Here is a 14,791-nt window from a genome sequence, read left to right on the forward strand (position 1 = left end):
GGGGGGGGGGGCTGGGTTACGGGCGCGCCGGGGCCCCCCGCCGTGGCCCGCCCCCCCCCCCCCCGGCCGGCCCCAAACCACCCCGCCGGCCCCGCCCCCGGGGGGCCCCCCCCCCACGGGGCGTTCAGCGGCCGTAGGTGTCCTCGCAGATCCGGGCCTCGGGGCTGCCCGCGGACCAGCCTCCGTAGCCCCGGCCGAGGGCGCAGACACTTGTCCCGGTGACGGGGGCGGCCGGCGGATTCGGCACCCGCGCGGCTGCGGGCGGGGCATGACGAGGCCGGGGCACGACGACGTGCTCCCGCTGCTGCGGGGCGCGTGGCGCGGTGCGTCGGGTGTCCGACGGCGCCTTCGCCGTTCGGCCGGACGCCTTCGGTGACGGCTTCGGGTCGGGGATCGCCTCCAGGGTGTCCCGGACCGGCGGCCCCACGATCTGGGGCGCCAGGTCCTGGACGGGCCTGCTGGTCTCGGGCCGGGGCGCAATGCCCGGCCGGGGCTCCACGGACACACAGCCGGTGACGGCAGTGACTGCCACGCCGACCAGGAGCTTCACGGTGATACTGGTTCGCTGCACCTGGGCAACTCTGCTGTGCGGGCAGGGCACTGCGCGAGCCGGCCGGTGATGATTGGCCCTCACGAGTGACCCCGGTCAGCGCAACGCCTCGGCATGCGGCGTCTGCCCGCCGGGCGGCGTGGAGTGTGGGTCAGTCACCGGTCGTGCCGTCGATCCGTTCCCGGACCAGATCGGCGTGGCCGTTGTGCCGCGCGTACTCCTCGATCATGTGGGTGTAGATCCACCGCAGGTTGAACTGTTCGCCCTTGCGGCTGCGGCCAACCGACAGATCGTCGAGCCCGTGCTTCGCGGCGATCTCCCGGGCCGCGTCGATCTCCGTCCGCCAGGTGGCCCCGGCCTCCTCCCAGGTGTCCGCCTCGGTGGGATGGAAGTCGCCGTCCTCGTCCTCGTCGGTGCAGTACAGCGACTTCGCGTCCTCGCCGGCCATGACGTTGCGGAACCAGTGGCGCTCCACCTCCGCCATGTGCCGTATCAGCCCGAGCAGGCTGAGCTGCGACGGCGCTACGGACGCCTCCCGCAACTGGGCGTCGGTGAGCCCCGCACATTTCAGCGCGAGCGTGTCGCGGTGATAGTCGAGCCAGCCCTCGAGCATCGGGCGTTCGGCGGCGGTGATGGCGGGTTCGGAACGTTCGTCTGCGGTCATGCCAGGCATTCTTTCCCGGTGATCACGATCTGACCAGATGTTATTCGCCGGGGGGTGCCAGCATGCCGCGCAGCAGTTCGGCGAAGCCGGTGCGCAGCTCTTCCTCGGTCGGTACGGACCGGTGGTACGACCCCGCGGCGCACGAGAACATCAGCCCTTCGCACCAGGCCACCAGGGAGAGGGCGTGCCGCTCGGGCTCGGCCGAACCGGCTGCCGTCATCAGCGCCACCAGGGGTTCGCGGAACTGTCCGCCCGTCGCGTCGAAGAACTCCCGAAGCTCCGGGCGCCGGGTGGCCTCCAGGGCCAGTTCGTAGCGGCAGATGAGCAGTTGGGGTGGCGGGCCAGGTATCGGTGCAGGGCTGAGGCGAGGCTGCCGAAGCCCCATGCGGTCGTCATCGGCAGCGGAATCGGCGGCCTCACCGCCGCCGTGTCCCTCTGCCGGCGCGGCTGGCAGGTCACCGTCCTGGAGCGGGCCGCTTCGCTGGAGCCCGTCGGCGCAGGCATCGGCCTGGCCCCCAACGCGCAGGGCGCCCTGGACGTCATCGGTCTCGGCGACCGGATCAAATCCCTGGCCGCCTGGCAGGGCGACGGCGGTATGCGCAGTCCGAGCGGCCGCTGGATGTCCCGGACGGACAGCGCGGCGGCGACCGAGCGGTTCGGCGGAGCGATGGTCCTGCTGCACCGTGCGACCCTGATCGATGCTCTCGTGGCCGAACTGCCCGTATCCGTGATCCGGACCGGAACGACGGCGGAACTCGTGAACCCGGGCACCGCGGGCGGCGCCCGCGCCGTGGTCAGGACGCCTACCGCGGACCTCGAGGCCGACCTCGTCATCGCAGCCGACGGCATCAACTCGGCCGTACGCACACACCTCTTCCCCGATCACCCCGGGCCGTCGTACGCAGGTTTCACCACCTGGCGCGTCGTCGTCCCCGCGCCCGAGCAGTCCTTCGCCCCGCACGAGACCTGGGGTCGCGGCGCTCTCTGGGGCACCCAGCCGCTCAAGGACGGCCGGATCTACGCGTACGCAGCCGCGATCGCCCCCGCCGGAGCCCGGGCCGCCGACGACGAGAAGGCCGAGCTGCTGCGCCGCTTCGGCGCGTGGCACGATCCGATCCCGGGGATCATCGCCGCCGTCGAACCCGACCAGGTGCTCCGCAACGATGTGCACCATCTGATCGATCCGCTGCCCGCGTTCCACCGGGGCCGGACCGTCCTGGTCGGCGACAGCGCCCACGCCATGGCGCCCACCCTCGGGCAGGGCGGCAATCAGGCCATCGAGGACGCAATCGTGCTCGCCCACCACGCGGCGCCCGACGCCGACCTCGGGACTGCGCTCGCCGCGTACAGCGCGGACCGGCTCCCCCGGACGGGCGCTGTCGTCCGCAAGGCCGCCCGGGTGGCCCGTCTGATGCGCCTGACCAGCGCCCCCGCCGTCGCGGTGCGCGACACGCTGATGTCCGCCGTGTCCCGGCTCGGGCCGGCGCTGGTGCTGCGTACCTTCGACGGCATCGCGGACTGGCAGCCGCCGCAGCACACGTATGCTGCCCGGGCGAAGGACATGCATATGACACGGCGTGAGTAAGAGGGAGACCCCAGTGAAGGTCGGCTGCATCGGGCTCGGCGACATCGCGCAGAAGGCGTATCTGCCGGTCCTCACCGCCCTGCCCGGGGTCGAACTGCATCTGCAGACCCGCACTCCCGCCACCCTCGCCGCCGTCGCCGCGTCCCACCGGATCCCGCCGGAGCAATGCCACTCCGAGCTCGACTCGCTGATCGCCCAGGACCTGGACGCCGCCTTCGTCCACGCCCCGACCTCCGTACACCCGGAGATCACCGACCGGCTGCTCCGGGCCGGTGTGCCCACGTACGTGGACAAGCCGCTCGCCTACGAACTCGCCGATTCCGAGCGGCTGGTCAACCTTGCCGAGGAGCGCGGTGTCAGCCTGGCCGTCGGCTTCAACCGTCGGTTCGCGCCCGGCTATGCGCAGTGCGTCGAGCACCCGCGCGAGCTGATTCTCATGCAGAAGAACCGGGTGGGCCTGCCCGAGGAACCGCGCGCCATGGTGCTCGACGACTTCATCCATGTCGTCGACACCCTGCGCTTCCTGGTGCCGGGGCCGGTCGAGCACATCGTCGTACGGGCGCGGATCCGCGAAGGCCTGATGCACCATGTCGTGCTGCAGCTGTCCGGAGACGGATTCACCGCCATCGGCGCGATGAACCGGCTCAGCGGCTCGACGGAGGAGCGGCTCGAAGTCTCCGGACAGGACTCCAAGCGTGAGGTCGTCAACCTTGCCGAGGTGATCGACCACAAGGGACAGCCGAGCCTGCGGCGGCGTGGCGACTGGGTGCCGGTGGCCCGTCAGCGCGGCATCGAGCAGTGCGTGCTGTCCTTCCTGGACGCCGTGCGTGCCGGGAAACCGCTGAGTGCCCGGGACGCGCTGGAGACGCACGAACTGTGCGAGCGCATTCTGCGGGACCTGGACTGCGCGTAGCGGAAGCCGCTGGTCAGGGCGGGTCCGGATGCGTCCCGCTCGGGCCGGATGCAGGCTGGGGGGATGGACCGCCAGCCCGTGGAGGTGACCTGGTGAAGCCCCACGACGAGCCACCGGGGTGGGGTGCTCTCCAGCCACCGCCCGGCTACTACTCGGCGGACGGGCGGCCACCCGATACGATGCAGCGCGCCCTGATCCTGGACTGGGCGGTCAATCAGCGGATCGCGAGCGGCTGGCGGGTGGAGTCGCGCGCCGAGACGCAGGTCGTCATGGTCCGCGGGCAGCCGCTGAACCATGTGCTGCACGCTCTGCTCATGGTGTTCAGCTGCTTTCTGTGGGGCGCCGTGTGGGTGGCGCTGGCCGTGACGAACAAGGTCGAGCGGGTTGCCCTCACCGTCGACGCACAGGGGCACATCGTCTCGGTCAACGCCCCGTCATAGCCGTGCCGCCGGAGCGGCCGCACCGACCGGTTCCGCCAAGCTCCGCCGCCGGAGGGACCGTGCACCCTCATAGGCGCAGAACACCGCCAGCACCCCGAGCGCACCCTGCGCCGGCCAGTCGCCCAGCCGGACGTAGAGCGTGCTGCCGGTGGCCAGCGGTACGTCGAACACGGCGGCCGCGCTGGTGTCCGTACCGAGCGGGGTGCCGATGCGACGCCCCTGCGCGTCGTACACCGCACTGATCCCGGTGAGCGTGGCGTGCACCATCGGACGGCCGGTCTCAGCCGCCCGGAGGGCGCCCAGCGAGGCATGCTGGGCCGGCGCCCAGCTGTGCTGGAACGTGGACGTCGACGACTGGGCGATCAGCACCTGGGCCCCGTCCTGGGCAAGCCGCCTGCTCATGTCGGGGAACGCCGACTCGAAGCAGATCAGCGGACCTATACGCAGCCTCTCCGCTCCGCCCGGGGACCCTGAGGAATGCACCGGGGACGGCGGCTCGGGAACGGACATCAGCACCTGCCGGGTCCCGCGCAGCCGGTCCTCGCCCGCCGCCTTGCCCAGCGACGTCACCCAGCCGAGCACCGAACGAGCCGGAATGTACTCGCCGAACGGCACCAGACGCATCTTGTCGTAGCGGTCCCCGGTCGGGCCGTCCGGTCCCACCAGCACCGCACTCTTGAAGATCCCCGTCCGGCCCGAGGCGTGGGCCTGCCGGGCATCCATATTGACCAGCACATCCGCGCCGACCTCGCGTGACACCTTCGCGATCCGGTCTGCGAGATCAGGGTGCTGTGACAGGTCCTCGCCGACGCTGCTCTCGCCCCAGACGACCAGGTCGAGCTGGCGGCCCGCCAGCGTGCGGGTCAGTTGCTCGCTGCGTGCGAAACGCAGCTCCACGCTGTTCGTCCCCTCGACCACGCCGGGTTGTACGACGGCGATCCGGGCCACTCCCGCGGGCTCCGGCTGCGGCGCCCACCCCCATATCGCGCCCACTGCCAGCGCGCCCACCACGATGCCGGCCGCCGCGGCCGTCCGGGCGGCGGACGTCACGAGCAACAGGGTGACCGCGATGTTCACCGCCACCACCAGGAGGCTCACCAGCCACACCCCTCCGACCGATGCCACCCGGAGCGCCACGGGCACCTGCCACTGGCTTGCGCCGAGGAGCCCCCAGGGACCGCCGAGCGCATCCCAGGAGCGGGCCAGTTCGATCATCAGCCAGCCGGACGGGACCACGATCAGGGCCGCCGCGACCCTTGCGACGGACGGTGATCCGCCCAGCAGCCGGGAGACCAGCAGCCCCCACGGCGCCCAGAGCAGACCGAGGAACGCCGCCAGTATCACGAGGAACACATGCAGGCTCGGCAGCAGCCAGTTGTGCACCGCGATCAGATAGCCCGTACCGCCGAGCCAGCCGTCGAGTGCGGCCCGCCGACCCGTACCTGCCGACCGGATCAGCAGCAGCCACGGCACCAGCGCGACGTACGCGAACCACCACAGAGCCGGGGCGGGAAAGGCGAGCGCGGGCAGTGCACCCGCGAGCAGCGCAGCACCACCGCGCCACCAGGGCGACCGGAGCAGGCGCTCCCCCTTCTCACGCCGAACGGCCGGAATTCGCATGCCGCGCCTCCTCGTCCTGCCCGGTGAGCAGTCTCCCCCTCCTCCTTCCCCAGTGTGGGGGGAGGGGAACGGCCGCGGCCAGAGAGGGAGTGGGGCCCGAGGCGCGGATCAGCCGGGGGCGAGCTCCCCGGTGAGGCTGCGCCACTTCTCATGGACGGCGACGGTACGGATCCGCCAGCCGGTCTCCGTGCGCAGCAGCCCGAACGCGTACCGGCCGCCGGAGACGAAGTTCGGCGCCGTGGTGGTGTCCGCGGCCCCGGTGGCGCCGTCGTCCGGCGCGCCCCGCAACCGCATCGGGTTGAGGTAGTCGGCCTGCACCTCGGCCCGGTCGCCGGGATAGCCCCCCAGGTCCTGGAGGTCGAGCCGGCGGTTGACGATCAGATGCTGTCGTACGGGGAAGAGGCGCATGGTTTCCGCGAGCCACTGAGCGACCTCGGCGGCGGTCCCCTCGATGCCGCCCGCGCTGCGGTAGTCGGCGCGGCCGTCCGGGGTGAACAGCTCCCCGTAGTCCTGCCAGGCGCTGTCGTCCACCGCCACCGCATAGCCGGTGATCACTGCATCGATGGACAACTGGTCCATCACGGTTGCGAGAGCCACGCGCTGCGTCATGCGGTCAGTGTGTGCCCGTCGACCGCCGAGGCCAAGGGCCGTGCACGCGCGGCGGCGGTCCGGTCCTGATCCGGATGTCCGGTGCCCGGCCCGGTGTGTGCCTCAGCAGGGGACCACGGCCACCGGCCCGAGCGCGTGCGTGAGCGTTGTCTGCGCGACCGGGGACAGCCCGAACCCGAGTTCCTCGCCGCCCTTGCGCCGCCCGATCACCGTGAGCGCGGCGGTCGCCGACGCCGTGACCAGGGTGCGCGACGCGGAGCCATGGATCGGCTCCAGCACGAGCTCGACCTGCGGGTACTTCTCGCGTCGGCCTGCGGTGAGCTCCGCGAGGGTCCGCTCGGCGGCGCCCGCCGCCGCGTCCCGGTCGAAGACGGGTCCGCCGGAGAGCATCGACGAGAACATCGTCCAGCCGTGCACGATCCGCAGGCGCGCGCCGGGCCGGGCTGCTGCGGCCTCGAACGCGAAATCCAGTACCGCCTCGCTGCTCTCGTCGGCAGCCACTCCCGCAACGATGTCCGGAAATGTCTCCGCCGCGTCCATCGCGTCGTCGTCCCCCCGACCGCTGTGGACGACGACGACCGGGCACGTGGCCATCGAAGCTGTCGCCAGGCTGTTCGAGCCGATCAGCAGGGACCGGAATCCGCCCAGACCGCGGGAGCCCAGCACCAGCAGCGACGCGTTCCCGCCGAGCGAGGTCAGCGCGGACACGGGGAAGCCGAGCGGGCTGAGCGTGGCCGGGTGCAGGTCCGGAGCGATCAGCGACACCCGCCGTACGGACTCCGTGAGCAACTCCTCGGCCTGTCGCTGCTGCGCCTCCTGGACGGTACGCCGGGTGGGGATCCGGACATGCACGATCGTCAGCGGAAGTCCTCGCCGGACGGCTTCGCGCGCCGCCCAGTCGAGGGCCTCGTAGCTGTGCGACGAGCCGTCGACGGCGGCGATCACGGGAATCTCGGTGGTGGTCATGGAGTCCTCCAGAGTCCGGCGGTGCATGTCCCGGGCTGGTATGCGAACGCAGCATCCGGCAGGGACTTTCGACCCCTTTTCTACCCTGTGCGTCCGAGGGCCCCACCGGCGGGTGCAGGACCGGCCGCTTTCCGGTGCCGGGCGGAGGCCGACCCGGACCACCGCCGGGACCTGTTCCGTCCGCTATGGCCGGTCGCCCTCCGGTATTCCGGCGCGAGCCTGCGCGGCGGTTCCGGTCGCCGGCCGGGTGTGCTCCACGGCGGCGCGGGGCGGGCACGGGCATGACGCGCGGCCCGTTGCGCGCCCGGCCCGCGGGCGGGCTCGGCGCACTCACAGGGCCGCAGCGAGCCCCTCCATCTGCTCGGCGAGCCACGGGTCGGGGTGCGGGACGCTGCCGTACTCGTTGTCCTCCTCGACGTTTGCCCGCGCCTGGGTCACGTGGGCAGCGACAGGTCGGCGCCCCGGGAGCAGGTCTTCCAGCCCGAGGTCGCTCGTCGTCGTGCTCGAGGCGCGCCACCGACGGGTGGGTTGACGACCGGTACTCCGAGGGGCGTACTTCAGCTGCCTTCGGATGTACGACGACGCCGGGCGCTTCCCGAGAGATGCTCCGGGCATGGAGAACCAGCCCGCACGGGTCACCACGACAGAGCCGGTGCGCGGTAGCGCAGTCGGCTCCCCGCCGACCGCGCCCGTGTGGCGGAATGCGCGCCCGGTGGAGCGCCTCTGCTACCGGACCGGCGCGCTCCTCGTCGTCTCCGGGCTGCTGCATCTGATCGTCTTCGCCGTCGACGGCGGCTCCTGGGACGGCCCGGTGTCCTGGCGCAAGCCCATCACCTTCGGGGTCTCGTTCGGACTGACGCTCATCGCGCTCTGCTGGGTGGCGTCCTACCTGCGCATACGCCCCCGCACGCGTACCGTGCTGCTCGCGCTGTTCGCCGTCGACTGCGTGCTGGAGGTCGGCGGCATCACGCTCCAGGCGTGGCGCGGAGTACCGTCCCACTTCAACATGGAGACCCCCTTCGACACGGCGGTCTCCATGACGCTGGCCGTCGGCGGGGGAGTGCTGGTCGTCATCCTCACCGCCCTCGCGGTCGCCTCGTTCCTCCGGCGCCCGGACGGACCGACGGGCATGGCGCTCGCCCTGCGGGCCGGTTTCGCGATCCTGGTCGTCGGGCTGCTGTCCGGAGCGGCGATGATCGCCCGTGGCGTCTATCTGACACGCACCGGTCATCAACTGGCCGGCTACGACTCCACGGCATCGGTGAAGCCACTGCATGGAGTGAGCCTGCACGCGATCCTGGTGCTGCCCCTGCTGGCCGGAGTGCTGGCCAGAACCTCGTGGAGCGCCCGCACCCGTCGTACCGTCGTCCGCGCCGCCGTCGGGTGTTATGCGGCCGCCGTGGGCGGGGCGCTGGTGTGGGCGGTCGTCGCGTACTGACGAAGGTGGTGCAGGCAGCCGGGCGGTGAGGAGGCGGACTCGGAGCACCTGATGCAAGCTGCGGAAAAGGCAACGGGGCGAGGTGAAGCGCGAAAGGCGATCATGAGTGCGAGGGATGCGAACGTCCGAAATGCCGGGGCCGCGGCCCCGGCCGGTGCAGCGGCGGCCACCGGTGCGGCCGAACCGGCCGACGCAGCGCTGTCCGGTTGCGCGGCGCTGGTGACCGGCGCCTCCAGCGGCATCGGGGCGGCCACCGCCCTGGCACTGGCCCGGCAGGGCGCGGCCCTCGCGCTGGTCGCCCGTCGAGCCGACCGGCTGGAGGAACTGGCCACCGCGATCCGGGACCGGGGCGGCACGTGCGTCGCCCTCACCGCCGACCTCCGCGTGGCGACACAGGCCCGTCGCGCCGTCGAGGACGCCGCGGACCGGTTCGCACGGCTGGACGTGCTGGTGAACAACGCCGGATACGTGGCGATCGGCGCAGTGGAGGAAGGCGACCCCGAGGAATGGGATCGGATGGTCGACCTCAATCTCAAGGCCGTCCTGCACATGTCGCAGGCAGCGCTGCCGCACCTGCTGCGCGCGGCCGATGACGGCCCGCGCCGGGTCGCCGACCTGGTGAACGTCAGCTCGCTCGCGGGCCGGGTGGCCCGTAAGAACAACAGCGTCTATTCGGCGACGAAACACGCGGTCGGAGCATTCAGCGAGGCCCTGCGCCAGGAGGTCACGGGGCGCGGTGTCCGGGTGGGCCTCGTCGAGCCGGGGATGACCACGACGGAGATGTCGACCGGCGCCGGGTTCGCGGCCGCGCGTGATCTGCCGCAGAGCACATGGCTCGACGCCGAGGACATCGCCCGGGCCATCGCCTTCATGGTCGCTCAGCCGCGGCACGCGGCGGTCAACGAGATCATGGTGCGCCCGACGGCCCAGGAACACTGAACCCTGGGATCCATCGACCTCGCTGATGTCCAGGGAGCGGCCCATGGCGGGGCCGCCGCCCGTTCCCGCCGGGTGGATTCCAGGGATCGTCGCAACACAGGGCGTGTGTTGTGACGAGCTTAGGGTTCGCCGTTGAGTGCCCGGACGAGTTCGTCGACTGCAGGTGCGCCGGCGAGCCCCTTGGGCGTGGTGTAGACGCGGCAGGTCAGCCCGTATGTTTCGGCTGCGGCCGGGAAGGGATCGTGGCCGTTGACGCGGATGGTCGGCGATCCGGGAAAACGTAGGGACTGGGCCTGTTCGTCGGTTTCCACGGCGAGCAGGCTGACGTGGTGCCCGGGGTTCCCGGACTCCATGCCGTGGGCGGCCCCTTCAAGTCCGACACCGTCCGGGCCGCCCTGGCGGCCGACCCCACCATCTCCGACGAGGCCCTGATCCAGCACGTGAACGAGGTGCACGGCGAGGACCCGAAGAACGTCCAGACCGTGCCCCGGACGCGCCGCCGGATCGAGGACAAGCGCAAGAAGAAGGCGTCTCTGGATGGACCGCCGGACACGCGCGAACGCCCCGTCCGTGGGGGACGGGGCGCTCGGTGAGGCGGTTATGCGGTCATGCCGGCGTGCTACGGGTTGACCGGCAGCACGGGCGTGTAGAGCGTGGGCACGTTCCACTGCTGCGCCGGGGTGCCGTTGCAGTCGAACAGCTGGAACTGGGTGCCCCAGTTGCGGTTGGCCCACGGCACGTCGAGACAGCGGCCCGACTGCGGGTTGTAGATCGAGCCGTCGGCGCGGGGCAGCCACTGCTGGCCGCCCTCGCCCAGGCACTGCCAGAAGATCACGGCACTGCCCGACGTGGTCTGGTTGCCGCTGACGGCGACGCACTGGCCCTGCTGGGTGAGGGTGCCGTTGGCGTTGACGCTGAGCTTCTGGGCGTCGGTGCCGTTGCAGCCCCACAGTTGGGGCCGCATGCCGTTGCCGCTGTTGTTGCCCGGGGCGTCCACGCAGATGTCCGGGGAGGCGGCGAAGCGGATCGGGCTGCCGGCCGTGGTGGCCTGCGGGGTGTAGCCCTGGTAGACGGCGAGGTTGCTGACGCGGCCGGCCAGCCAGTTGTTGGGCTGGCTCTGGTACTTGTAGCGGCCCATGACCAGCTTGCCGCTCGGCGCCGGGCTGGTGCTCGCCGTGTGGTAACCGCTGGAGCCCAGACGCCCGTTGACGTACAGGCTCATGGCTCCGGTGGTGGCGTTGTACGTCGCCGTCAGCTGCGTCCAGACGCCGGCCTTGAACGCGTTGGCGGTGTTGACCGTGGCGTTGAAGTCGTACGGCCAGCCGTCGTCGTCACCGCGGGCGATGGCGAAGCGCCAGTTGCCCGAGTCCGCCCACAGCATGAACGCGCTGCCGTGGCCCGTGTCCTGGCTGACGATCACACCGTCGGGCTTGTCCAGCTTCGCCCAGGTGCTGATCGTGAAGCTCTGCCGGGTGTCGACGACCTTGTCCGGTGCGGTGACGGTCGACTTCAGGGTGTCGCTGAAGACGGCGACGTCGACCGAACGGCCGTCGACGGTGTCCTTGGCATAGCTGATGTTCGCCGCGGTGCCGTCGTTGCCGGCGGGAACCGCCTTGGTGTCGCCCTCCAGGCGCCACTGCACGGTCGGTGCCTGGGTGTCGCCGCGCACGTGGTGACCGTCGAAGCCGGTCACGGCGCCGGAGGTCGTGGTGGCCGCCCAGGCGTGCAGCGTGCCGGCGCTGTCCAGGGCCCAGAAGTCCGGCACCCCGTCGTCGGTGACGTCACCCTCGGAGCCGACGCGCGGGAAGCCGGAGCCGGTGATACCCCAGCCGATGCGGGTCGTGGGCTGGGCCGTGACCCCGGTGAACACGGTGTACGTGACCCCCAGGAGGTCGTCGGTGCGGGTGGCGGTGGCGAGCTTGTACTGGAAGATGTCGCCGCTGGTGCGGTTGCGCACCCACAGGGCCGGGGCGGTGTCTGCCGTGGTGGCGGTGGACAGGTCCAGGGTGTTGCCCGGGACCATCAGGTCCTTGTTGTCCCAGTCGCCGCTGCCGGACACCAGGGCCGGCGGGGCGAGCGTCTGGTTGGACTTGACGGGGTAGAACCACAGGTTGCCGGACTCCACGGCGAGCAGACCGGTCGCGTCGGACACCTTGCGGCTCGGCGTGCGCGTGGTGCGGGCCGGGCCGGTCGGGGTGATCTGGCTGGAGTACTGCCAGCCCGTGCCGTTGTGGTAGCCGGCGCAGGAGCTTGCGTACGCCGGGTCGCAGTCCGGCTTGTCGACGGTGTGCTTGGTGCCGAGGGTGAACCGGCCCGGGTCGGACAACGTGTTGTCGTAGGCGAACAGGTCGGACCCACCGAGAGCGCCGACCGTGGCGGGCTCGCGGTGGACGAACAGGTCGTCGACGTTGCGGCCCGGGTCGAGCGAGCCGCGGTGCGCGATCCGGTAGTCCTTCCAGGTGCGGCCGCTGGGCACCTCGGGCGCCTGGATGGCGGTCGCGGCGGTGCCGCTGGGCAGCATGCTGGCGCTGCTGCCGTCGGTGGCCCGGCCGTGGGTGACCAGGTTGCCGTTGCTGTCCGGGATCAGGATGTCGGGCCGGGCGTCACCGGTGGTGTCGCCGAAGGCCACCGGGCCGTCCTTCCACGGCACATAGAAGGCGTACGACAGGGTCTGGGAGGCGTTGCCGGCCTCGTCGAGCACCCGCGCGTACACGATGTTGGTGCCCCAGTGGGTGGGCTTGACGCTGATGCTGCTCGCGGAGAGCGGGCTGCCGCAGGTCTGCTGGGCGCCGGCCAGCTGCGGGTCGAAGCCCCACTGGACGCAGGCCAGGCCCGAGGAGCGCAGTCCCGCGCCGGGGCTCGGGTCGGACGCCGAGATCGGGATGGAGCCGGTGTCGCCGAGGCGCAGATTGGTGATCTGGCCGTTGCCGGCCGGCGGGTACTGGGTGTTGGGGTCGGTGAACTGACCGAAGGCCATGACCGGCGGGGTCATGTCGACGGCGAAGTGGCAGGTGGTGCTGGACGGGCCGCGCAGCAGGCCGTCGTCGCCGTGGGTGGCCCAGGCGTAGTTGTGGCCGTTCTGCAGGGTGCCGATCGGCAGGGAGTACGAGGCTTCCGACCAGTTCGACACGAAGCCGGACCAGCCCTGGTGCGCCGTCGCGCCCGCGGTCTCGTCCCAGACGTCGACCCACTCGGTGAGCTGGCCCTGGTTGGGGCTGCTGACCCTGGAGATCAGGTCGGTGTGGGTGTCGGTGACCCAGCCGTACGAGGACGCGGGAACGCCGCCGCACGCCTGGGTGTCGCCGGCGACGACGCGACGCGGGACCGGGTTGGCGCGCAGGTTGTCCGGGGTGTTGGGCGGGAAGTCGTACTCGGTGCTGAGCGTGGCGTTGTAGTTGAACCGCTTGAAACCCATCTTGTCGCCGGAGCCCTCGTTGCCGCGCAGGACGAAGGCGAGCGGTTTGCTGGTGTCGCGGATCGCGTCCCGCATGGCGCCGGTGACGTTGAAGTCGACGGGGATGTCGTTGTAGCAGGCGGAGTTGGTGCCGTTGCCGGGCACCCACTTGCCGTCCAGCCACTCCCGGACCTCGTGGTTGTTCCAGGACACCGAGCCGTCGAACTCACGGGCCCGGTAGACGTTCACGGGGTACGTCGTGGAGCAGGACCAGTCCGAGGAGATGTACTGGTTGACGCGCAGGTTGGCGTAGTTGATGGTCGAGCCGTAGTACCCGTTGATGTCGAACTCGAACAGGGCGCGCTCGATGCCGTACGGGGACTCCCAGCCCTGGTAGCCCGAGCCGGGGTGGTCCCGGTCGTTGGAGCCGGAGCGGTCGAAGTTGCTGGTGCCGGGCCATGCCTGCATGACCCAGGCGTGGTGCTGCTTGCCGCGGGAGTCGCGCGACCAGTCCGGGTCGATGTAGACGGGGTAGCTGGTGTCCGCGCCGTCGAGCAGGTCCATGCTGGGGGCCAGGGCGATGGCGCCGCGGCCCTTGCCGGCCGCGCCGGTCGCCTTCGCCTGGGTGACGGGGATCTTGGCGACGGTGGCGCGGGCGCCGGGGCCTTCGGGGCTGCTCAGTCCGTCGATGGCGCCGTTGGCCTTGTCGGCGGGCGCGGAGGCGTCCATGTCGGCGTACTTGCCGCCGCGTGCGGCCGGCTGCCGGGCCTCCTTCGCGGACCACATGATCGGGGCGGGCGCGCGGAAGACGGTGTCGCTGCCGTCGCCGGCGGTGAGGTTGCCGTCCTTGTCCTTGGCGAGCGTGAGGCCCTTGGTCTCCGCGGGGAACACCAGGTTCCGTACCGCCGGGTTGGCAGCGGCGGCCGGGCTGCGCAGGATCACGACGGTGCCGTAGCCGCCCCACTTGGTGGCGGTGACCTTCAGGTCGGTGTCGGGCGCCACGTTCTCGAAGAGGGCGCCGTTGCCGCTGAGGACCGGCTTGGGCAGCGTGCCGGGGAACGGCGAGGAGACGGACAGCTGTTGGCCGTCCTCGGTGGTCATGGTGGCCAGCGGGCCGGTGCCGCCCCCGGAGAGCACGAGGTCGGAGTCGGCGGCCTTCGGGGCCACGGTGCCGTCCGCGCGGGTGGCCAGGGTGTCGTCGAGGGTGACCCAGCCGCCGTCCTTGCCCTTCATGCGCTGGGCTTCGAGGCTGCGCTCGGTGCGCAGCTTGCCCTGGGGTGTGACGACGGTGGTGCTGAACTCGTCGGTGAGTTGCGGAACCTGGACGTCCTTGCCGGTCGTCTGGGCCTTCAGCTTCGCCTTCTCCGCGGCGGTGCGGGCCGCCGTCGGCTTCGGGCGCTCGGTGCTGCCCCGGGAGGGGGCCGGAGCGGCCGGGGAGGCCGACGGATCAGACTGGGGCGACGGTGCGGCCTGTGCCGAGTAGGGCGCGGCGGCCAGCAGCGCGGCCGACATCGCCAGGACGGCCGCGGCCGATATCGGCCGCCGGAGTGCGGGTCTTGGTGCAGTGGACATGCTTGTTGGCTCCCCCATGCATGTGCGTGGTGCCGGCGCGTGGCGCGCAGAGATCAGGGGCACTTTGGCAGGGGCATGGTCGGCGATCAAAATCCGCCACG

The 14,791-nt window shown here is 71.5% G+C and carries 13 protein-coding genes and 1 pseudogene; 6 read left to right on the forward strand and 8 right to left on the reverse strand.

The window, feature by feature from the left end; genetic code table 11:
* Positions 1-124: 124 nt before the first annotated feature.
* From ACGFSA_RS25735 to ACGFSA_RS25745, 3 genes and pseudogenes are all read right to left on the reverse strand, one after another.
* Positions 125-571, reverse strand: a complete 447-nt coding sequence (locus ACGFSA_RS25735) for a hypothetical protein (protein WP_393308017.1) — start codon at positions 569-571, stop codon at positions 125-127.
* 130 nt (positions 572-701) lie between these two features.
* Positions 702-1,214 carry a DinB family protein gene (locus ACGFSA_RS25740; RefSeq protein ID WP_393308019.1) on the reverse strand — a complete coding sequence of 171 codons (513 nt, stop codon included), beginning with the start codon at positions 1,212-1,214 and terminating at the stop codon, positions 702-704.
* 40 nt (positions 1,215-1,254) lie between these two features.
* Positions 1,255-1,583, reverse strand: a pseudogene (locus tag ACGFSA_RS25745) (TetR/AcrR family transcriptional regulator); the annotation flags it as partial.
* 1 nt (position 1,584) lies between these two features.
* Between ACGFSA_RS25745 and ACGFSA_RS25750 the strand changes: the two are divergent.
* The 3 genes from ACGFSA_RS25750 to ACGFSA_RS25760 all read left to right on the forward strand — a co-directional run bounded on the left by ACGFSA_RS25750 (position 1,585) and on the right by ACGFSA_RS25760 (position 4,152).
* Complete coding sequence (locus tag ACGFSA_RS25750; protein ID WP_393308126.1) at positions 1,585-2,799, forward strand: FAD-dependent monooxygenase; 1,215 nt, start codon at positions 1,585-1,587, stop codon at positions 2,797-2,799.
* 13 nt (positions 2,800-2,812) lie between these two features.
* The gene (locus ACGFSA_RS25755) at positions 2,813-3,712 is read left to right on the forward strand and encodes a Gfo/Idh/MocA family protein (protein ID WP_393308128.1); all 900 of its coding nucleotides are present in this window, start codon (positions 2,813-2,815) and stop codon (positions 3,710-3,712) included.
* Between the two features lie 92 nt (positions 3,713-3,804).
* Positions 3,805-4,152: a hypothetical protein gene (locus ACGFSA_RS25760; RefSeq protein WP_393308021.1), complete on the forward strand. Its 348-nt coding sequence runs from the start codon at positions 3,805-3,807 to the stop codon at positions 4,150-4,152.
* On the opposite strand, the gene lnt is transcribed toward ACGFSA_RS25760, so the two are convergent.
* From lnt to ACGFSA_RS25775, 3 genes are all read right to left on the reverse strand, one after another.
* Entirely contained in the window at positions 4,147-5,772 is a 1,626-nt protein-coding gene (gene lnt / locus ACGFSA_RS25765) for an apolipoprotein N-acyltransferase (protein ID WP_393308023.1), read from the reverse strand. The genes ACGFSA_RS25760 and lnt overlap by 6 nt on opposite strands.
* A 108-nt stretch (positions 5,773-5,880) precedes the next feature.
* A complete protein-coding gene (locus tag ACGFSA_RS25770; protein ID WP_393308025.1) occupies positions 5,881-6,381 on the reverse strand; it encodes a nuclear transport factor 2 family protein in 501 nt (166 codons plus the stop codon).
* Between the two features lie 102 nt (positions 6,382-6,483).
* Positions 6,484-7,347: a universal stress protein gene (locus tag ACGFSA_RS25775; RefSeq protein WP_393308027.1), complete on the reverse strand. Its 864-nt coding sequence runs from the start codon at positions 7,345-7,347 to the stop codon at positions 6,484-6,486.
* A 613-nt stretch (positions 7,348-7,960) separates the two neighbouring features.
* Here ACGFSA_RS25775 and ACGFSA_RS25780 point away from each other — a divergent pair.
* Both ACGFSA_RS25780 and ACGFSA_RS25785 read left to right on the forward strand, forming a co-directional pair.
* On the forward strand, positions 7,961-8,785 hold the full coding sequence (locus ACGFSA_RS25780; protein WP_393308029.1) for a hypothetical protein: 825 nt from the start codon (positions 7,961-7,963) through the stop codon (positions 8,783-8,785).
* Positions 8,786-8,887: 102 nt separating this feature from the next.
* Positions 8,888-9,724 (forward strand): SDR family oxidoreductase, encoded by an 837-nt coding sequence (locus ACGFSA_RS25785; RefSeq protein WP_393308031.1) that lies wholly within the window; start codon positions 8,888-8,890, stop codon positions 9,722-9,724.
* Between the two features lie 119 nt (positions 9,725-9,843).
* Here the strand turns inward: ACGFSA_RS25785 and ACGFSA_RS25790 are convergent, their stop codons facing one another.
* Positions 9,844-10,077 (reverse strand): hypothetical protein, encoded by a 234-nt coding sequence (locus tag ACGFSA_RS25790; RefSeq protein ID WP_393308032.1) that lies wholly within the window; start codon positions 10,075-10,077, stop codon positions 9,844-9,846.
* A gap of 3 nt (positions 10,078-10,080) precedes the next feature.
* On the opposite strand from ACGFSA_RS25790, the gene ACGFSA_RS25795 reads away from it, so the two are divergent.
* A complete protein-coding gene (locus ACGFSA_RS25795) occupies positions 10,081-10,317 on the forward strand; it encodes a hypothetical protein (protein ID WP_393308034.1) in 237 nt (78 codons plus the stop codon).
* A 26-nt stretch (positions 10,318-10,343) separates the two neighbouring features.
* Here ACGFSA_RS25795 and ACGFSA_RS25800 read toward each other — a convergent pair whose 3' ends face one another.
* Positions 10,344-14,690: a ricin-type beta-trefoil lectin domain protein gene (locus ACGFSA_RS25800; RefSeq protein ID WP_393308037.1), complete on the reverse strand. Its 4,347-nt coding sequence runs from the start codon at positions 14,688-14,690 to the stop codon at positions 10,344-10,346.
* Positions 14,691-14,791: the final 101 nt, after the last annotated feature.

It is taken from the genome of Streptomyces sp. NPDC048496 (assembly GCF_043200055.1).
Classification (GTDB): Bacteria; Actinomycetota; Actinomycetes; order Streptomycetales; family Streptomycetaceae; genus Streptomyces.